Source organism: Kitasatospora sp. NPDC029312 (assembly GCF_055569215.1).
This window is the reverse complement of record NZ_JBVHXY010000037.1, coordinates 34,137-51,858: the sequence shown is the minus strand read 5'-3', so window position 1 is coordinate 51,858 and position 17,722 is coordinate 34,137. Positions and strand designations below refer to the sequence as shown.

17 protein-coding genes and 1 pseudogene are annotated in these 17,722 nt (G+C 74.0%); 6 read left to right on the top strand and 12 right to left on the bottom strand.

What is annotated here, in order from left to right; translation table 11 throughout:
* Positions 1–9 precede the first annotated feature (9 nt).
* Entirely contained in the window at positions 10–414 is a 405-nt protein-coding gene (gene msrB, locus ACZ4WV_RS26505) for a peptide-methionine (R)-S-oxide reductase MsrB (RefSeq protein ID WP_465750877.1), read from the top strand.
* Between the two features lie 125 nt (positions 415–539).
* Here the strand turns inward: msrB and ACZ4WV_RS26500 are convergent, their stop codons facing one another.
* The 8 genes from ACZ4WV_RS26500 to ACZ4WV_RS26465 form a co-directional block, all read right to left on the bottom strand.
* Positions 540–1,736, bottom strand: a complete 1,197-nt coding sequence (locus tag ACZ4WV_RS26500) for a cytochrome P450 (protein ID WP_465750875.1) — start codon at positions 1,734–1,736, stop codon at positions 540–542.
* Positions 1,733–2,440, bottom strand: a complete 708-nt coding sequence (locus ACZ4WV_RS26495; RefSeq protein WP_465750873.1) for a GTP-binding protein — start codon at positions 2,438–2,440, stop codon at positions 1,733–1,735. Before ACZ4WV_RS26495 ends, ACZ4WV_RS26500 begins: the two co-directional genes overlap by 4 nt.
* A complete protein-coding gene (locus ACZ4WV_RS26490) occupies positions 2,418–2,780 on the bottom strand; it encodes a DUF742 domain-containing protein (RefSeq protein WP_465750871.1) in 363 nt (120 codons plus the stop codon). Before ACZ4WV_RS26490 ends, ACZ4WV_RS26495 begins: the two co-directional genes overlap by 23 nt.
* A gap of 25 nt (positions 2,781–2,805) precedes the next feature.
* On the bottom strand, positions 2,806–3,237 hold the full coding sequence (locus tag ACZ4WV_RS26485) for a roadblock/LC7 domain-containing protein (RefSeq protein WP_465750869.1): 432 nt from the start codon (positions 3,235–3,237) through the stop codon (positions 2,806–2,808).
* Complete coding sequence (locus tag ACZ4WV_RS26480) at positions 3,234–5,096, bottom strand: ATP-binding protein (protein WP_465750867.1); 1,863 nt, start codon at positions 5,094–5,096, stop codon at positions 3,234–3,236. The genes ACZ4WV_RS26485 and ACZ4WV_RS26480 overlap by 4 nt, the downstream gene beginning before the upstream one ends.
* Positions 5,097–5,258: 162 nt before the next feature.
* The gene (locus ACZ4WV_RS26475; protein WP_465750865.1) at positions 5,259–6,269 is read right to left on the bottom strand and encodes an MBL fold metallo-hydrolase; all 1,011 of its coding nucleotides are present in this window, start codon (positions 6,267–6,269) and stop codon (positions 5,259–5,261) included.
* A gap of 120 nt (positions 6,270–6,389) precedes the next feature.
* The gene (locus ACZ4WV_RS26470) at positions 6,390–7,193 is read right to left on the bottom strand and encodes a hypothetical protein (protein WP_465750863.1); all 804 of its coding nucleotides are present in this window, start codon (positions 7,191–7,193) and stop codon (positions 6,390–6,392) included.
* 113 nt (positions 7,194–7,306) lie between these two features.
* Positions 7,307–8,230, bottom strand: a complete 924-nt coding sequence (locus ACZ4WV_RS26465) for a GNAT family N-acetyltransferase (protein WP_465750861.1) — start codon at positions 8,228–8,230, stop codon at positions 7,307–7,309.
* Positions 8,231–8,500: 270 nt separating this feature from the next.
* Here ACZ4WV_RS26465 and ACZ4WV_RS26460 point away from each other — a divergent pair.
* The 3 genes and pseudogenes from ACZ4WV_RS26460 to ACZ4WV_RS26450 all read left to right on the top strand — a co-directional run bounded on the left by ACZ4WV_RS26460 (position 8,501) and on the right by ACZ4WV_RS26450 (position 11,749).
* A pseudogene (locus ACZ4WV_RS26460) lies at positions 8,501–9,768 on the top strand (MbnB/TglH/ChrH family RiPP precursor modification enzyme).
* Positions 9,769–9,796: 28 nt separating this feature from the next.
* Positions 9,797–10,897: a TIGR04222 domain-containing membrane protein gene (locus tag ACZ4WV_RS26455; protein WP_465750860.1), complete on the top strand. Its 1,101-nt coding sequence runs from the start codon at positions 9,797–9,799 to the stop codon at positions 10,895–10,897.
* 69 nt (positions 10,898–10,966) lie between these two features.
* Positions 10,967–11,749, top strand: a complete 783-nt coding sequence (locus tag ACZ4WV_RS26450; RefSeq protein ID WP_465750858.1) for a TIGR04222 domain-containing membrane protein — start codon at positions 10,967–10,969, stop codon at positions 11,747–11,749.
* Between the two features lie 87 nt (positions 11,750–11,836).
* Here ACZ4WV_RS26450 and hemQ read toward each other — a convergent pair whose 3' ends face one another.
* The 4 genes from hemQ to hemE form a co-directional block, all read right to left on the bottom strand.
* The gene (hemQ, locus tag ACZ4WV_RS26445; protein ID WP_465750856.1) at positions 11,837–12,562 is read right to left on the bottom strand and encodes a hydrogen peroxide-dependent heme synthase; all 726 of its coding nucleotides are present in this window, start codon (positions 12,560–12,562) and stop codon (positions 11,837–11,839) included.
* Positions 12,559–13,989, bottom strand: coding sequence for a protoporphyrinogen oxidase (hemG, locus tag ACZ4WV_RS26440; protein ID WP_465750854.1), 1,431 nt, complete (start codon positions 13,987–13,989; stop codon positions 12,559–12,561). The genes hemQ and hemG overlap by 4 nt, the downstream gene beginning before the upstream one ends.
* 34 nt (positions 13,990–14,023) lie before the next feature.
* Entirely contained in the window at positions 14,024–14,593 is a 570-nt protein-coding gene (locus tag ACZ4WV_RS26435) for a Uma2 family endonuclease (protein ID WP_465750852.1), read from the bottom strand.
* Positions 14,594–14,680: 87 nt separating this feature from the next.
* Entirely contained in the window at positions 14,681–15,784 is a 1,104-nt protein-coding gene (hemE, locus tag ACZ4WV_RS26430) for a uroporphyrinogen decarboxylase (RefSeq protein ID WP_465750850.1), read from the bottom strand.
* Positions 15,785–15,931: 147 nt separating this feature from the next.
* On the opposite strand from hemE, the gene ACZ4WV_RS26425 reads away from it, so the two are divergent.
* On the top strand, positions 15,932–16,594 hold the full coding sequence (locus tag ACZ4WV_RS26425; protein WP_465750848.1) for a DUF3000 domain-containing protein: 663 nt from the start codon (positions 15,932–15,934) through the stop codon (positions 16,592–16,594).
* 320 nt (positions 16,595–16,914) lie between these two features.
* The gene (locus ACZ4WV_RS26420; RefSeq protein WP_350743285.1) at positions 16,915–17,631 is read left to right on the top strand and encodes a response regulator transcription factor; all 717 of its coding nucleotides are present in this window, start codon (positions 16,915–16,917) and stop codon (positions 17,629–17,631) included.
* Positions 17,632–17,722 lie beyond the last annotated feature (91 nt).

The following is a 17,722-nucleotide window of genomic DNA, read 5'->3' as shown; positions in this document are numbered from 1 at the left end:
GGAGTCGTGATGAGCTACGAGATCCAGAAGACCGAGGCCGAGTGGCGCGCCCAGCTCAGCCCCGAGGAGTACCACGTGCTCCGCGAGGCGGGCACCGAGCGCCCGTTCACCGGCGAGTACACCGACACCAAGACGGTCGGCGTCTACAGCTGCCGGGCCTGCGGGGCCGAGCTGTTCAGCTCCGAGACCAAGTTCGACAGCCACTGCGGCTGGCCCTCGTACTACGCGCCGCTGGCCGGGGACCGGGTCCAGTACATCGAGGACGACTCGCTCGGCATGCGCCGGGTCGAGGTGCGCTGCGCCCGCTGCGGCGGGCACCTGGGGCACGTCTTCGAGGGCGAGGGCTACGGCACCCCGACCGACCAGCGGTACTGCATCAACAGCGTCTCGCTGACGCTCCGGCCGGCCGAGTAGCGCCGGGCGGCGCCGAGCAGCACCGAGTGGCACTGAGCAGCACGGCCGGTGGAAGGACCGGGCGGTGACCGTCCGGGCCTTCGGGCTGGCCGGCCTCCGGACTGTCGGGCTGTCGGGCTGTCCGGCTACCCGGCCAGTGGGGCGAAGCGGACCGGCAGGTGCACCAGGGCGCGGTGGAACGGGCCGGGGCGCCAGAGCAGTTCCTCGGCCCGCGTGGCGAGTTCGAGGTCGCTGAGCCGACTGCCCAGCTGCTCGATCGCGGTGATCGCGATCAGCAGGGCCGGGTCGCGGGCCGGGCAGGCGTGCGGGCCGGCCGCCCAGGCCAGGTGGGCGCTCTCGCCGCTGCGGAGCGCGCCGTCGTCGTCGGTGGGCGGCGCCGCCTGGGAGTTGGCGGCCGCGTACGAGACCAGCACCAGCGAGCCGGCCTTGATCTCCCGGCCGTGGAAGACGATGTCGTAGCGCGGGTAGTGGGCGGAGAGGTTGGCCAGCGGCGGTTCGTGCCAGAGCACCTCGTCGATCGCCTGGTGGGCGGTCATCGCGCCGCCGAACAGCGAACCGGCGTAGCGGGCGTCGGTGAGCAGGCGCAGCAGGGCGTTGCCGATCAGGTTGGTGGTCGGCTCGTGCCCGGCGATCATGGTCAGGGTGATCTGCCGGATCACCTCGTCGTCGTCCAGCCCGACCGGGTGGGTGGTGAACCAGGAGGCGAGGTCGTGCCGGGGGCGCTCGCGCCGCTCCGCGACCATCGCGGTGACCACCCCGACGAGGTCCCCGTAGGCGGCGCCGGCCCGTTCGGTGGACTCGATCAGCCCGGTGATCGCGGCGACCACGCGGCCGTGCTGCTCCTCGGGCACGCCGAACCAGGTGGTGAGCACGAAGGCGGGCAGCTGCCGGGCGTACTCGGCGATCAGGTCGGCGCGGCCGACCGCCGCGAACCGGTCGATCAGCCGGTGGGCCGCCTCCGCGACCTGCCGCTGCAGCCGGTGCGGCTCGAACAGGGCGAGAGCGTCGATGATCACCGCGCGGTAGCGGGCGTGGGTCGCGCCGTCGCTGAACAGGGCGGTGGGGCGGTAGCCGAGCACCGGCAGCAGCGGCGAGTCCGGGGGGACGGTCCGCTGCCAGGCGCGGGAGTCCTTGGAGAAGGTGTCGGTGTCGCGCAGCAGGTCCAGGGCCGCCTGGTAGTCGGTGACGAGCAGGGCCTCCACGCCGGGCGCGATCTCGACCGGGGCGACGGCGCCGTGGCCGCGCAGCCGCTCGTACACCAGCTGCGGATCGGCGGCGAAGACCGGGCCGTAGATCGGGGTCGGGCGGGTCTCGACGGTCACGGGCCCTCCTGGGCGGCGACGGCGGTGGCAGTGGTGGTGGCAGTGGTGTCGGTGGCAGTGGTGTCGGTGGCGGCGCTGGCGGCGGCGGGCAGGGTGTCGAGGACGTGCTCCGCCAGGGCGATCAGCGCGTCGAAGCTGCTTCCGCGCTCGCGGGCGTCGCAGAGCAGCAGCGGGGTGGCGGCGTGCAGGTCCAGGTGGGTGCGCAGCACCTCGACCGGGTGGTCCGGGGAGTCCGGGAAGCGGTTGACCGCCACGGCGTACGGCAGGCCCTGCTCCTCGACCATGTCCATGATTTCGAAGGAGTCGGCCAGCCGGCGGGTGTCGGCGAGCACCAGGGCGCCCAGTGCGCCGCGCGCGATGTCCTGCCAGAGCGGGAAGAAGCGGCGCTGGCCGGGGGTACCGAACATGTAGAGCACGACGTTGCTCGGCAGGGTGAGCCGGCCGAAGTCCACCGCCACGGTCGTGGTGGCCTTCTCGGGCAGGCCGGCCAGGTCGTCCACTGGCCGTCCGGTCTCCGTCATCGCCTCCTCGGTGTGCAGGGTGGCGATCTCGGAGAGGGTGCGGATCAGCGTGGTCTTGCCGACCCCGAACGGGCCGGCCACCACCAGTTTCATCAGGGTCTGGTCCCGGTCGGGCAGGTAGCCGATCCGGTTCGGCCGCCCTTCGGGCGAGCCTGCCCGGTCACCGGAGCGCACGGAGTCCAACGAGGAGCCTCTCGACGATGGAGCGGTCGGTCTGCTGGGCTCGCGGGATCGGCGCGCGGGCGTGCAGGCAGCCCGCCTCGACCAGATCGGCCGCGAGGAAGACGGTGGCACTGACCGGCAGGCGCAGGTGCGCGGCGGCCTCCACCACGGTCAGCGCCCCGGGGCGCAGCAGGTCCCAGAGCCGGCGGTGTTCGGGTTCGAGTCCGGCCGGCGGTTCGGCGCGGTCGGAGCGGTCGGCGAACAGCACGGTCAGCCGCTCGAAGCCCTCGGTGCCCGGGCGGCTGCGGCCGCCGGTGGCCAGGTAGGCGGGCACCATCCGCCGGCGCGGAGCGGCACTCATGCGTCCACCCCGGTGCTTCGCTCGCTCATGCGCCCGCGGCGGGGTCCTGCCGCCGGGAGGGGCTGGCGAGCGCGCGGCCCAGGGCGGCGACCTGGAGCTGCATCTGGTAGGCCACGTTGCCGAGTTGGGCGTCCGGGGCGGTGAACACGGCGAGCGAGGTGTTATCGCCGGCCGGGACGACGACGGCGTAGCCGAGGTCGGATTCCACCACGGTCTGGGCCAGCCGCGGCCGCTCGGTGTCGGTGAATGCGGCGGTGAAGGCCCGGGCGGCGGCGTGCACGGTGGCGGTCATCGCGGCGACCCGCTCGGCGGAGGCCCGACCGAGGCCTTCGGAGGCCGCCTCGACGAGGCCGTCCCCGGTGGCGATGACCGCGTGCAGCACCCCCGGCAGCTCCAGCAGCGGGTTCAGCACCCAGTTGATCTCGTGGGTGCCGGTCGGGCTGGGCGAGCTGCTCACTGCTCGGTTCCTTCCAGGGTCGGGCCGGTGGGGTGGTCATCGGTGGGGCCGGGTCCGTCTGCCGCGGCGCTCTCGCGGGCGGCCCGCGCCACGGCGGCCCGGCCGGAGTCGGTGCCCTGCTGCAGCGCCTGCCAGTGGGCGGCGGCCCGCTCGGGGGCGCGGTGGTCGGGCCCGTCCCCGGGTGGGTCCGGTTGCGCGGCGGGCTCGTCGGCGGCGTCTCCGGCGGGGTGTCCGGCGGGGTGTCCGGCGGGTTCTCCGGACGCGAGCGGACGGCGGCGGCGCCGGGTGGGCAGGCCGCTGCCGTCGTCCGGGTGGACGGCGGTCGGCTCCGAGACGGCCGCGTCGGCGGCGGGGGCGGGGGCAGCCGTGTCGGGGTCGGCAGCGGGGGCGGGCAGCACACGGATGGGCGGCGCCGGGAGCGGGCCGGGCTGGTGGTGGCGGTCGGCGAGCACCGGCGTGTCCTGCTCGTCGGCGTCCCGCATCGGCGGTACGGCCTGGACCGGGAGCGCCTGTGGCGGCATCCGACCCGGCGTGCCGGGACCGCCGGGTGCCGGGGCCGCGCCGCCGCCGGGCCGGAGCGGCAGCGGGGTGAGCACCGACAGCGGCTGCTCGTCGTCCACGACCGTCACCAGTGCGGCCGGGATCCGCAGGATGGTCCGCATGCCGCCGTAGGGCGAGGGCTCGATGTGGCAGGTGAAGCCGTACTGCCGGGCCAGTTTGCCGACGACCGCGAAGCCGGTCTTGGGCGGGTTGCCGAGCTCGGTGAGCAGGACGTCCGGCGGGCCGGCCAGCAGTCGGCGGGCCCGGCGCAGCTGGTCGTCGTCCATGCCGATGCCGCTGTCGTCGATGATCACCAGCGCGCCCCGGCCGCCCTGCTGGACGGTGACCGGGACCTCCGTCTCCGGGTGGGAGTAGGCGGTGGCGTTGGCGAGGAGTTCGGCGATCGCGACGGCGATCGGCTCGGCTGCTCGGGCGACCACGGCGAACCGCTGCTCCCGCAGGTGGTTGGCGACCTTGATCCGGGCGTAGCCGGGCACCCGGGAGAGCGCGCCGACCACCACCTCGGTGAGCGGGGAGTCGGTGCGGGCCAGGCCCGGCCAGGCCTCGCAGAGCACGGCCACGGTCTGGATCCGGCGTAGCGCGACCTCGTTGCGGAAGTCGACCTCCAGCAGCCGGGGATCGTCGTTGTCGTGCTGGAGCTGCTGGACCAGGCTCTGGATCTGGTACAGCAGGGTCTGGATCCGGGAGGTGGCACCGCGCATGGCGGCCCGGGCGGCGGCGTCGACGCGTTCGCGCTCGTCGGCGAGGGCGGCGGTGGCGGCGTCCAGGACGGACTGCAGGGCCCGGACGGCCTCGGTTCCGACGGCCTCCGGGTCGAGCGGGCCGACCAGCGGGGCGTTGGCGTGGGTCAGCCGTACGGCCGTGGCGGCGACCCGCTCCTGGGCGAGGTGGCCGATCTCGGCGAGCAGGGCGGTGGCGTGTCGCTCGGCCGCCGCGAGCCGGCGTTCGGCCTCCTCGGCCCGGGCGGTGGCGGCCTCGGTCCGCCGGTCGGCCTCCCGGGCGGCCTCCCCGGCCTCCCGGGCCCGCTGTTCGGCGGCGCGGTGGCGCTCGTCTGCGGCCCGGTGGCGTTCCTCGGCCTGCCGGGTCTCCTCGGCGGAGCGCCGGGCGGCCTCCTGGGCCTCGCGCAACTCGTGGTCGGCGCGGGCGAGTCGGGCCTCGGCCGCGCGGGCGCGGGCCTCGCCGTGGTCGTGGGCGGTCTCGGCGGCCGCGGCCCGGGCGACGGCCCGGGCCCGGCCGCGGGCGAGCACGACCGTGGCCGCGGCGGCGACCAGCGCCAGGGCGATCAGCGCGATCTGCATCGGAGTCCTCGGGTGTCCTTTGCCGGCTCGTACCTGGGCTGGGATGGGTTCCGGCAGGGCCCGGCCGTTGTGATCGGTTCCGGCCGTGCCCCGGCTGCGGTGTTCGCTTCCGGCCGTGCCCGCCGTCGGAGGTCGGTTCCGGCCGGCGGGCGGCTGCAGGGGTCAGTTCCCGCCGCTGCGCGGGTGCGGGATGCGGGCGGTCTCCTCGGCCAGTTCGCGGGCGACCAGGGCGACCTGGCCCATCGCCTCCAGGACGCCGGGCTTGGCGGAGCCGTCCAGGTGCCGGTACTCGGCGGCGACGGTGAGCACCAGCCGTTCCGGCAGGCCGAGTTCGGGGTGGCGCTGTTCGGCGATCACCCGGCGGGCGGCGTCCAGCGCGGGTATCCCGGCGCCGTGCAGGGCGTGGGCGCGCTCGCGGACGTAGTCGAGGTAGCCGATGTGTTCCCGGACGCCGTCGCGGTCGAGCACCGGGCCGTGGCCGGGGACGAAGATCTCGGCGCCGGTGGCGAGGGCCTGTTCGCAGGCGCCGATGACGTTCGCCAGCGGGCCGGCCCAGTGCGAGGGGTGGTCGCCGGGCTGCTCGGGGGTCGAGGAGAAGATCACGTCGCCGGTGAACACCGTGCGCTGGTGCGGGAGGTGGACCAGCAGGTCGCCGCCGGTGTGGGCGGCCGGCAGGCTGGTGATCTGCACGGGGTAGCGGCCGACCTTGAGTTCCAGTTCCCCGGTGAAGACGGTGTCCGGGTGGACGGCTTCGGTCTCGGACCAGTCGAAGCCGCCGAAGTGCTCCCTCAGGTAGCCGCCGAGCAGGGAGTCCGGGTCGCTGTTGGTGATCAGCGCGTGCTGCTGCTGCGGGGAGGGCTCCCAGTGGATGTGGTCCAGCGCCTCGCGGGTGGCGATCACTTCGGCGTCGGGGAGCACCCCGGCGCCCCACAGGTGGTCGCCGTTGGCGTGGGTGACGACGACCCGGTCGATCTCCACCCCGGGCGGCAGCAGGCGCCGGCTCGCGGCGAGGAACTCCCCGGCCAGCGAGGGGTCATACGGGGTGTCGATCCAGAGCGCGGTGGTATCGGAGGCCAGCAGGCCGCAGTTGGCCAGGCCCCAGCCCCGCTTCGGGGGGAGCCATACGTACAGGTCCTCGGCAATCGCGCTCACGTTCGCACGGTTGATCGTCATGCGCGCGATTATGCCCACATCGTGTCAGGAGTGGGGCGGAACCTGCACGAACGGCCGGACTTCGTGCCCAGTCCCTCCCGGGCTGTCCGGTTTCATTCCGTGTGGTCGAGACCAGCCGTCTCAGACCTCGGGATGGACGGTGGACACCTCGCCCCGGAAACCCGACGGGACGTCGGTCCTCGGCGCGGGCAGGAGCCGGCAGACCTCGACGGTGACGTCCACGGTGTCCAGGCCGATCACCCGCCCCTCCACCGCGACGAATCCTTTCTCCCCCGAGCGGAACAGCGCCGCCAGCGGCGAGTTGCGGCTCGCCGTGGTCAGCGCCTCCACGGCCATCGCCGAGCCGAAGGCGAACACCCCGCACAGCACGATGCACGGCGCCTGCCGGGGCGTGCGGGTGACGAAGATGAAGCCGTGGTCGCGGATCAACTCCCCGGCCGGGTTGTACAGCGCCTCGAAGGTCATCCCGCCCCAGCGCGCCCGCGCCTCGTCCGGGTACTCGATGGCGAAGTCCGGGAACACCGCGTCCAGCACGCCCGCCGAGTACGGGTTGACGCCCGGGCCGCCGATCGAGAAGGTCGGCATCCGCGGGTCCTGCGCGCCCGCCACCACCAGCTCGATGGTCGCCTTCCGGTTGACCTTCCGCAGCAGGTCGGTCAGTTCCGCTATCGCCCTGGCCTCGGCCATCGGCATGAACAGCACGTTCTTCGGCCCACGGCGGGTCAACTGGCAGCCGTCCGCGGTCAACGCGAGCTCCGCGAACTCCAGGCTCGGCGTGATGATCTGCACCCGGCTGTACGGCGCCAGCAGCACCCGCAGGAAGCCGTAGCGCAGGAAGAGTCTGGTCCGGGCGAGGAACCGGGCCGCGAGGAACCCGATCACCGCTGGAACGGATGCGATCAGTACCTGGAGCAGGATCTCCATATCGTCCCCCGAGGAAGGCTCGACCACGAACTGTGCGCTCTGGTTAAGTCCCCGCTCATGGCCGAAAATACCCCTCCCGCCGACGCGGAGCGTCAGGAGGTTCGTGCGCAGCGTCACTCCAGCCGCTTGATCCCCTTGCGCTCCCCCGCGCAGCGCTCGTAGCCCAGTCGGCTGTTGATCGCCAGCATCGGCGCGTTGGTCGTGTCGTTGCTGGTGTACGCGCGCCGGTAGCCCGCCGCGGCCGCGAGCCGCAGCGACTCCAGCTTGGCCAGCCCGGCCAGGCCTCGGCCGCGGAACTCCCGGCGGCAGGCGGTGAACGCGGACCAGTAGCGGTCCCCGTCGGTCTGCGCCATGGTGAACGCGGCCGGTTCGCCGTCCACCACGGCGACGACGGACAACCCGAGGTCCAGGTCCGGCCGGGCCCAGTCGCCCCGCAGCCACTCCTCGTACTCCAGGGCGTCCATCGGCACCTCCCCCGGCTCGTCCCGGATGGCATCCGCCTCGACCAGGAACAGCGGGCGCGGATCGCCCGCCCACTCGGCGGCCGGGCGCAGCTCGACACCGGCCGGGCGCGGCGGCGCCGCGGGCAGTGGCAGCGTCAGGTCCCTCCCGCCGAACTGCGCCGCGCGCCCGAGCTCGTAGCCCCGGGCGGTGGCGAAGGCGAGCGAGCCGGGCACGTCGTCCAGCCAGGTGTGCAGCTCGGTCACCCCGTGCCCGGTCAGGTGCCGTTCGGCCGCGGCCAGCAGTGCGGTGGCCGCGCCGCGCCGCCGGAACCGCGGCAGCACGCTGCCGTTGGCGTAGCCGACGCCCGTGGCCGTCGTCCCGTTCACCACCCCGCAGCGCACCGCGCCGACCACCCGGCCGTCCGACTCGGCGACGAAGGTGCGGAAGTGCTCGTCCGGGCTCGGCCGGCCGTTCAGCCACAGCAGGGCCTCGGCGCTCATCACCAGGTGCTCGCGCCCGGCCCGGTGCGCGGCCGCCACCGCCTCGCCGTCCGCGGGCCGGAAGCGTCGTACCGTCAATTCATCCGACATCATGGGTTCGCACGCTATCCGCTCAGCCCCCGCCGCCGCCTCCGGTTTTGCCGCACCGGGCCGGCCCATCCGGCGGGGGAGCGTTCCGAGTCGCGGACCGACGTCACCGACCGCCCGGACGGCAAGCTCAAATAATGCTCTGAGAAGACCGGTTGAGGCTTGGCAGCCACCCCGCCCGGGGACATCCTCAGCAGCACGGCCGCGCGGTTCCCGGCGACGACGCCCGCACCGCCCGACGGCCTCCCCGCCCAGCCCTCCGAAGGGGGCGAACCGATGACTTCCGCTGCCCTGGACCCACCAGGCTCCGCTCCCGCCACCACCCGGCTCGGTGTGGGCCTCGGCTGGCGCGCCGAGATCGACACCGTGGTCGAGCGCCAACCCGGCCTGGACTGGGTGGAGGTGGTCGCCGAGAACATCTGCGCCGACCACCTGCCCGATTCGCTCACCGTCCTGCGGGAGCGCGGTGTCACCGTCGTTCCGCACGGCGTCGGCCTCGGCCTGGGCGGCGCCGACCTGCCCGACCAGGGCCAGCTCGACAAGCTCGCCGGGACGGCGCTCGCGCTCGGCTCCCCCCTGGTCACCGAGCACCTGGCCTTCGTCCGGGCCGGCGGCCTGGAGGCCGGCCACCTGCTGCCCGTCCCCCGCACCCGGGACTCGCTGCGGGTGATCGCCGAGAACGTCCGGATCGCCCAGGAGCAGCTGCCGGTGCCGCTCGCCCTGGAGAACATCGCCGCCCAACTGGCCTGGCCAGACGACGAGTTCACCGAAGGCGAGTTCCTCGCCGAGCTGGTCGCGCGCACCGGCGTCCGGCTGCTGATCGACGTCGCCAACCTGCACACCAACCGGATCAACCTGGGCATCGACCCGGCCGCCGAACTCGACCGCCTGCCGCTGGAGGCGCTCGCCTACGTGCACGTCGCGGGCGGCACCCTGATCGACGGCGTCTGGCACGACACCCACGCCCACCCCGTCACCGAACCGGTGCTGGAAGTGCTGGCCGAACTCTGCGCGCGGGTCGCACCGCCCGGCGTCCTGCTGGAACGGGACGCCGACTTCCCGCCGCCCACCGAGCTGGCCGGTGAACTGGACGCCATCCGCCGGGTGCTGGAGGGGAGCACCCCGCGATGAACGACCTGGAAGCCGCGTCCGCCTCCCGCGAGAGGCTCGCCCGGCGGCAGCAGGAGCTCCTGACCGCGCTGGTGGCCGGCGGGCCCGTCCCGCCGGGCTTCGACCCGGACCAGGTCCGCGCCCAGTCCACCGGCCTCACCGCCAAACGGCGCGACACCACCGCGAAGGTCGCCCCCGACCTGCCCCGCCTGCTCGGGGCACAGTACGGGCCGCTCTTCCTCGACTACGCCCGCACCCACCCGCAGACCGGCGGCTACCGCGCCGACGCCCGGGCCTTCGCCGAGTGGGTGCGCACCGAAGGCGGCCCACTCGCCGCCGACCGCCGCCGGGCCCTGGAGCAGTGGCTCCACCCGGCACCCGAGCGGCCGACCGGCCCGCTCACCCGTCTGCGCCGAGCACTGCGCGGACGCTGATCCTCACGTCACCTCGGGGGAACCGCCCATGTGGCACAACAGCTACTTCCTCATCCCGGCCGGCCTGCTGGCCGCCGCCATCCTGTACGCCGTCCAGACCCGGCAGCGGATCGGCCACGTCCCGTACCCGCAGGGCCTGCCCGGCCGCGGACTGCCGCTGCTGGACGCCGCGTTCCTGGCCGGCGGCCCGGGCCGGGTCTTCGACACCGCGATCGTCCGGATGCACCTCGGCGAGCAGGCCGTGATCAGCCGCTCCGGCCTGGTCACCCTCACCGGCACCAAGCCGTACGACGCCGTCGACCAGGCGATCCACGACGCCGTCGGCCCGACCGGCAGCCGTGAACTCGCCCCGCTGCGCCGCATGGTGAAGCGCTCGGCCGCCGTCCAGGAGATCGGCGACCGGCTCGCCGATCGCGGTCTGATGCGCCGCCCCGAGCGGCTGGAGCGCGCCCGCAAGGCCCGCCGGCTGCTCTGGCAGGCGCTGCTCCTCAGCGCGGCCGCCATCCCGGCCTCCCTGCTGCTGGACCACGACGACCTCCACTCAGACCGCCCCAACCTGTTCTTCCCGGCCTTCCTGCTGTTCGCCGGAGCCCTCGTGCTGTCAGCGACCGCCCCGCCCAAGGGCCGGATCAGCCCCGCCGGTCAGCGCCAGTTGTCCTTGATGCAGGGCAGCCCGTGGACGCCCAAGTCCGGTGTCGCACCGAAGCTGACGGGCATCACGGTGCTCGGCGCGGTCGCCCTCGGCGGGCTGGCCGCGGCCGGCCTGGACGACCCGTTGGAGGCCGCGATCCTGGCCGCGGCGGCCGAGGAGGAGGCGATCCACCAGGCCTCGTCGTCGTTCTCCTCCCTCTCCTCCTCGTCCTCGTCGTCTTCGTCCTCGTCGTTCTCCGACTCGCCGAGCACGTCCTCCTGCGGCGGCTCCGCCACCTGGTGCGGCTCCCCCGACTCCGGTTCCTCGCACCACCCCTCGCACCACTCCTCGTGCGGCTCCTCACACCACTCCTCGTGCGGCTCCTCGCACCACTCCTCCTGCGGCTCCTCGCACTCCAGCAGCTGTGGCTCCTCCTCCAGTTGCGGGTCCAGCTGCGGCTCCTCCTCCAGCTGCGGGTCCAGCTGCGGCGGCTCCTGACGTCACAGTTCGGTATCGCGGACCGGCTAGCCGTTCCCCGCGCCGTCGGCCCCGGCATAGAACAAGCCCATGTGGTTGCTGTTCCTGATCCCGGCCTGCGTCGCGGCGGTGCTGTCCTGCCTCCGGCTGGTGCGGATGACCGCCACCGCCGACGCCCTGGTCGACCAGGAGCGGCTGCGTCCACCCGAGGCCGTCGGCATCGGCCTGTACGAGACCGCCTACCTGGCCGGCGGCCCGGCCCGGGTGGTGGAGCTCGCCCTCGTCCTGATGGCCGGCCGGGGCCGCCTGCACCTCGCGCACACCGGCTGGACCACCGTGGTCGATCCCAAGGGCCGCAGCCGCCTGGAGCGCGCGGTCGTCACCACCGTCGGCCCCGACGGCCAGTGCCGTACGGACGAGCTGCGCCGGGCGATGGCCGAGCACCCCACGGTGCTGGAGATCGGCGCCCGGCTGTCCGTGGCCGGTCTGGCCACCCCGGCCCTGGTGCAGCACAACACCGTGGTGGTGGTCCGCCAGGTCCGGCACGCCCTGCTGCTGACCCTGGTTCTGCTCGCGGCCGCGCTCTCCCTCAGCGGCTTCACCGGCGGTGACACCGTCGCCCCGCTCGCCTGGTTCTCCCTGCCCCTGGTGCTCACGGCGGGCACCCTGCTGATGGCCCGGGTCGACGTCTACCCGTACACCCGCTGGGCCTCCCCCGTCGGCCAGGAGGTGCTGCGCGAGGTCCGCCCGGCCCGTCAGCGCGGGCTCGCCGACGACGAGGAGCGCGAGCTCCTCACCGCCGTCGCCATGAACGGCCCCGCCGCCCTCCTCGACCCCCGCCTGCGCGCCGCCCTCCGCCCCCACCGGACCTGAGGACCGGACAGCGGCGGCCCCGCCAACGGCCGGAGGCCGGCTCCCCCGCCGAAGGGGAAGCCGGCCTCCGCCGTCACGGCCGTGCGGTCAGACCAGGCCGTTCAGCAGCTCGCTCACCGGCTTGCGGCGCCCGGTGAAGAACGGGACCTCCTCGCGGACGTGCAGCCGGGCCCGGGAGGGGCGCAGGTCGCGCATCAGGTCGACGATCCGGTGCAGCTCGTCCGCCTCGAAGGCGAGCAGCCACTCGTAGTCGCCGAGCGCGAACGAGGCCACCGTGTTGGCCCGCACGTCGGGGTAGCCGCGGGCCATCTGGCCGTGCTCGGCGAGCATCGCGCGCCGCTCGGCGTCCGGCAGCAGGTACCACTCGTAGGAGCGGACGAACGGGTACACGCAGACGTAGTCGCGCGGGCGCTCGTCGGCCAGGAAGGCCGGGATGTGCGACTTGTTGAACTCGGCCGGGCGGTGCAGCGCCATGTTCGACCAGACCGGCTCCAGCTCGCGGCCCAGTCGGGTGCGGCGGAAGCGGTTGTAGGCCTCCTGGAGGTCGTCCGAGTCCTCGGCGTGCCACCAGACGAGGATGTCGGCGTCCGCGCGCAGACCGGACACGTCGTACGTGCCGCGCACGGTCACGTCCTTCGCGGCCAGCTGGGCGAACAGCTCGTCCACCTCGGCCGCCAGCTCCGCGCGGTCCTCGGGCAGGGCGCCCCTGAGCTTGAACACCGACCACATGGTGTAGCGGATGACCTGGTTCAGGTCGCGCGCCTTCTTCTTCTCGGGCTGCTGCTCCGGCTGCCGCTCAACGGTCTCAGTCATGCGCCCATTGTCCTCTCCGTGGCACGTTCCCCGGTCGCCGGGGTCAACAGTTCGTCGACGGCCGCCGCGGCGGCGGCCGCCGACCCGATGCAGGCCGGGATGCCCACCCCGTCGTACGCGGCTCCGCACAGCGCCAACGCGCCGACCGCCGCCACCGCGCCCCGCACCCGGGCCACCTTGTCCAGGTGCCCCACCGGGTACTGCGGCAGACCGGCGGCGAAGCGCGACACGAAGGTGTCGTACGGCCGGGCGGTCAGCCCGATCGCCTCCTCCAGGTCCGCCAGGGAGCGGGCCACCAGCTCCTCGTCCGGCAGCTCCAGCACCTCGCCCTCGCGGTAGCGGCCGAGTGAGGTGCGCAGCAGGAAGGCGTCCGGGGCGGAACGGTCCAGCCAGCCCCACTTGTTGGAGGAGAAGGTCGAGGCCTTGATCCGCCGGCCGTCCACCGGCGGCACCAGGAAGCCGCTGCCGCTGGGCAACTCGGCGAGGTCCGCCCGGCGGAACGCCAGCGTCACCAGCGCCATGCCCGCGTACTCGACGGTGTCCAGCTCGGCGGCCGCCGCCGGGGCGTCCGCGCGCAGCAGCCGGGCCGCGGCGGGAGCGGGGACGGCCAGCACCACGGCGTCGGCGTGCAGCACCTCGCCGCCGGCGACCACCCGCCAGCCCTCGGGAGTGCGGCGCAGTTCGTCCACCGGGGTGCCGGTGCGCAGGTCCACGCCCGCCTTGGCGCAGGCGGCGGCGACCGCCTCCGGCAGGGTGCCGAGCCCGCCGCGCAGCCCCTGGAACACCGGGGTGCCGACCACCTGCGGCCGGGAGGCCAGCTCGTGCACCCCCTCGACCAGCGACCCGCCGCCCCGGGCGATCGGCAGCAGCTGCGGCACGGCGGCGCGCAGCGAGATCTCGTCGGAGCGCCCGGCGTAGACGCCGCCCAGCAGCGGTTCGACCAGCCGGTCCACCACCTCCTGGCCGAGCCGGTCGGCGACGTAGCGGCCGATCGCGACGTCCGCGCCGACCTCGGTCGCCCGCTCGTGGCGGGCCCGTTCCAGGCCCTCGGCGGTGAGCACCCCGGAGGCCTCCAGCGCCGCCAGGTCACCGGGGACGCCCATCACCTGCCCGCCCGGCAGCGGCCGCAGCGCGCCGCGGGTCCAGATCGCCGCCTTGGCGGTGGTCGGCGGCTCCAGCTCCTCCCCCAGCCCGACGGCCCGCGCCAGCTCCACGGCCTCCGGCCGCCGCGCCAGCACCGATTCGGCCCCGAGGTCCACCCGGGCCCCGCCGACCTCTCCGCCCCACAGCTTCCCGCCGACCCGCCCGGACGCCTCCAGCACCGTCACCCGTGCCCGCGCCGGCCCCCCGGCCACCCCGCTCAGGAAGGCGGCCGCAGCCAGCCCCGCGATCCCACCACCGACGACGACGACCCGTGCATCCGACATGCTCCGCAGTCTCGCAGGTCTTTACGCCGAACCCTCAATCCCCTGCCCGCCCGAGGTCGACGGCGATCGGGAACGGCACCCGCCGCTCGAGCCTCCCCCGGAAGATTCCGCTCGGCGCGTAGGCCGACGGCTCCCGCCCGAGTTCGAAGACGCGCACCACCGGCAGACTGTCCTCCTCGTCCACGATCCAGTAGTGCGGGATCCCCGCCTCTGCGTATTTGTGGAACGTGACCGTGCGATCGCGGTACTCCGACTCCGGCGAGACCACCTCCACGGCGAGCACCACCTCCGCTGCGGCGTACCCCGTTCGATCGGGATCGAAGGCGGCGCCGCACACCACCACGTCCGGCTCGAAGCGGTTCCGCTCGTCCAGCGTCACGTCCATCCCGGTCTCCACCAGGAGGTCGTCCGGGGCGATCGCCTCCAGCGCGGCAGCCAGCCGCGCCACAACGCTTCGGTGCCACGACCGCTGGGGCGCCGACCGGAACACCAACGCACCGTGCATGAGCTCGGTGTGCGACGGCGCCTGCGGCAGACGGTCGAGGTCGTCGGCGAACCAGCCCTCTTCTCGGGGCACATACATCCAGTCGGGAAGCTCACGCACCACGCCGGCGTAGCGAGTTCGCCGCGCTGCGTGTCCGCTCACACTGAGGCGCGGCGGTGGCGCGCCCGCCACCGCCGCGTTCGGGTGTCAGCGCGCGCTGGTCTCGTGGACGAAGGCGACGAGCCGGGAGAGCGCGTCCGGGTCCATGGACGGCAGGACGCCGTGGCCGAGGTTGAAGATGTGGCCGCTGGTGCCGAGTGCCTGGGCGGCGTGCAGCACCTCGCGGGCCTTGGTCTCGATGACCTTGGTCGGCGCGAACAGCACCGCCGGGTCGAGGTTGCCCTGCAGCGCCTTGCCGGAGCCGACCCGCTCGGCGGCGGTGTTCAGCGGCACCCGCCAGTCGACGCCGACGACGTCCGCGCCCGCCTGGCCCATCAGCCCGAGCAGCTCGCCGGTGCCGACGCCGAAGTGGATCCGCGGCACGCCGTAGCGGGCGACGGAGTCGAAGACCTTGGTGCTGGCCGGCATGACCGAGCGGCGGTAGTCGTCCGGCGCGAGCGAGCCGACCCAGGAGTCGAACAGCTGGACCGCCGAGGCGCCCGCCTCGATCTGGACCTTCAGGAAGGCCGAGGTGATGTCTGCGAGCCGGTCCACCAGGGCCGCCCACAGCTCGGGCTGGCCGTACATCATGGCCTTGGTGTTCTCGTGGTTCTTGGACGGCCCGCCCTCGACCAGGTAGCTGGCCAGGGTGTACGGGGCGCCGGCGAAGCCGATCAGCGGGGTCTCGCCGAGCTCGTCCACCAGCAGGCCGACGGCCTCGGTGATGTACGGGACGTCGTCGGGCTCGAGCGGGCGCAGCCGCTTGAGGTCCTCGACGGTCCGGATCGGATCGGCGATGACCGGACCGATGCCGGGCTTGATGTCCACGTCGATGCCGACGGCCTTGAGCGGCACCACGATGTCGCTGAAGAAGATCGCCGCGTCCACCTTGTGCCGGCGCACCGGCTGGAGGGTGATCTCCTTGACCAGCTCGGGCCGCATGCAGGACTCCAGCATGGGGATGCCCTCGCGGACCTTCAGGTACTCGGGCAGCGAGCGGCCCGCCTGCCGCATGAACCACACGGGGGTGTGCGGCACCGGCTCGTGCCGGCAGGCGCGCAGGAACGCGGAGTCGTGCGCGGCGCCGCGGCGCGCGGGGGTGGGTCGGCCGTCGCGGGGGGCCGCCGGGGTGTCTGCCGTTGTCTCGCTCACGGGTCAAATCTTCGCATGCGGCTCGGACCGTGCTCCTCGGGCGGGGTTCGTCGGTTCCTCCGACATCCGGCCGGGTTTGCCGTTCCGGCACGCCGCTCGGACGGAAGTTGCGGCGATAACCCGGGTTTTCGACCTAGTCTTCGGGTCATGGCAGCGGTCGGCGGGCACCCCGCGCAGGGTGGCGGAGCAGGTGGCGGAACTGGTCGGGAGGGGGCGCCGAGTGAGTTCCGGGCCGCCGTGGAGGCCCTGAACGGGGCGCGGCTCCGGCCGGAAGTCCAACTCTCCCCCGCGCCGGCCCCGCGTCGGCTCGCCCCGCACGCGTTCGCGCTGACCGCCACCGTGGAGGTGGACGGCGACGAGCTGGCCGACGGCCGGCTGGTGCTGCTGTACGACCCGGAGGGGCAGGAGGCCTGGAACGGGGAGTTCCGGGTGGTCACCATGACCCGGGCCGAGCTGGAGCCGGAGATGGCCGGGGACCCGATGCTCTCCGAGGTCGGCTGGGCCTGGCTGCTGGACGCGCTGCAGGCGCACGGCGCCGGCTACGCGGAGCCGTCCGGGACGGTGACCCGCTGCGCGTCGCAGTACTTCGGGGGACTGGCGGACCGCCCGTCCTCGACCGAGATCGAGATCCGGGCCTCCTGGACGCCGGCCGACGGCCGGTTCGAGCGGCACCTGGCCGCCTGGGGGGATCTGCTCTGCATCGGCGCCGGACTGCCGCCGGCCGCTCCGGCCCCGCAGTCGCCGTCCGAGGTCACGTCACTCGGTGGGGTGGTCCCGATGCCGGCCCGGCGACGCCCGCGGTCGCACTGACGAGTGGCGCCGGGGCCGGACGGCGCGTCCTGGCCCGGCGCCACCCCCAGGACTGACGGAGTGTGACTTCGATCCCGCTCTGCGTCAATTAACCGCTCAAAACCGACCGACTCGGCATCGATTCTGATCGATTTTGTGCGATTTCAAGGCATGTCTCATCAGTCATATGCGCGATTTGTCCGTATTGTTACTCACTAGATCGTGATCTTTCGCTAAAGCCGGGCACGGTAGCTGCCGAAGCAGACTGTGACCCTTTCCGAACGCGGAAGACTCCGACCGCCCCCTCGGGGTTCCGTCCGCCACTCCACGCAGGAGGCCTGGTGTCGGTCCTTCTTGAGCACCCCGCAAACGTGGTCGCCTACCGCCCGACCAAGCCCACCGCCATGGTGGTCATCGCAGATCCCCGCGTCCGAAACACCGTCACCCGCCACCTGTGGGCGCTCGGAGTCCGTGACGTCATCGAAGTGTCCTCGATCGCCGAGGCCCGCCCCCGGGTCTCCACCCCGCGCGACATCTGCGTCGCCGACGTACACCTGCCGGACGGCTCCGGCCTGACGATCCTCGCCGAGACCCGCGCCGCGGGCTGGCCCAACGGTCTGGCGCTGTCCGCGGCCGACGACATCGGCGCCGTGCGCTCCGCACTGGCCGGCGGCGTCAAGGGCTACGTGGTCACCGGTACCCGCACCAACGTCGCGATGCCCGGTCGCCCGGGCCTGCCGCTCGGTGCCGCCGGGCTCGCCGGACGGATGCGCCGCCCCGGGATGCCGGGCATGCCGGGCGCCGCCGGCGCTCCGGGTGCGCCCGGGGCCCCCGGTGCGCCGACCCCGCAGCAGGCCGCCTACCGCGAGCTGTCCGGCCGCGAGGTCGAGGTGCTGCGACTGGTCGCCGAGGGCCAGTCCAACAAGGCGATCGGCGTGGCGATGGGCCTGTCGGCCCTCACCGTGAAGAGCCACCTGGCCCGGATCGCCCGCAAGCTCGGCACCGGCGACCGCGCCGGGATGGTCGCGGTCGCGCTGCGCACCGGCATCATCCACTGAGCCGACCGGACGGGACCGGGGGGGGGGGGGGGGGGGGGAGGGAGGGAGGCGTATTGGTACCCATAGGCGCTAGGCTAGCCAGCGCGCCGCT

What these genes read in the sequence shown, in the direction of transcription:
- ACZ4WV_RS26480 (WP_465750867.1), bottom strand. Translation starts at nt 5,096, where the DNA reads ATGCAGATCGCGCTGATCGCCCTGGCGCTGGTCGCCGCCGCGGCCACG.
- hemQ (WP_465750856.1), bottom strand. Translation starts at nt 12,562, where the DNA reads ATGACTGAGACCGTTGAGCGGCAGCCGGAGCAGCAGCCCGAGAAGAAG.
- msrB (WP_465750877.1), top strand. Translation starts at nt 10, where the DNA reads ATGAGCTACGAGATCCAGAAGACCGAGGCCGAGTGGCGCGCCCAGCTC.
- ACZ4WV_RS26490 (WP_465750871.1), bottom strand. Translation starts at nt 2,780, where the DNA reads ATGAGTGCCGCTCCGCGCCGGCGGATGGTGCCCGCCTACCTGGCCACC.
- ACZ4WV_RS26425 (WP_465750848.1), top strand. Translation starts at nt 15,932, where the DNA reads ATGGCAGCGGTCGGCGGGCACCCCGCGCAGGGTGGCGGAGCAGGTGGC.
- hemG (WP_465750854.1), bottom strand. Translation starts at nt 13,989, where the DNA reads ATGTCGGATGCACGGGTCGTCGTCGTCGGTGGTGGGATCGCGGGGCTG.
- ACZ4WV_RS26450 (WP_465750858.1), top strand. Translation starts at nt 10,967, where the DNA reads ATGTGGTTGCTGTTCCTGATCCCGGCCTGCGTCGCGGCGGTGCTGTCC.
- ACZ4WV_RS26465 (WP_465750861.1), bottom strand. Translation starts at nt 8,230, where the DNA reads ATGATGTCGGATGAATTGACGGTACGACGCTTCCGGCCCGCGGACGGC.
- ACZ4WV_RS26470 (WP_465750863.1), bottom strand. Translation starts at nt 7,193, where the DNA reads ATGGAGATCCTGCTCCAGGTACTGATCGCATCCGTTCCAGCGGTGATC.
- ACZ4WV_RS26475 (WP_465750865.1), bottom strand. Translation starts at nt 6,269, where the DNA reads ATGACGATCAACCGTGCGAACGTGAGCGCGATTGCCGAGGACCTGTAC.
- ACZ4WV_RS26455 (WP_465750860.1), top strand. Translation starts at nt 9,797, where the DNA reads ATGTGGCACAACAGCTACTTCCTCATCCCGGCCGGCCTGCTGGCCGCC.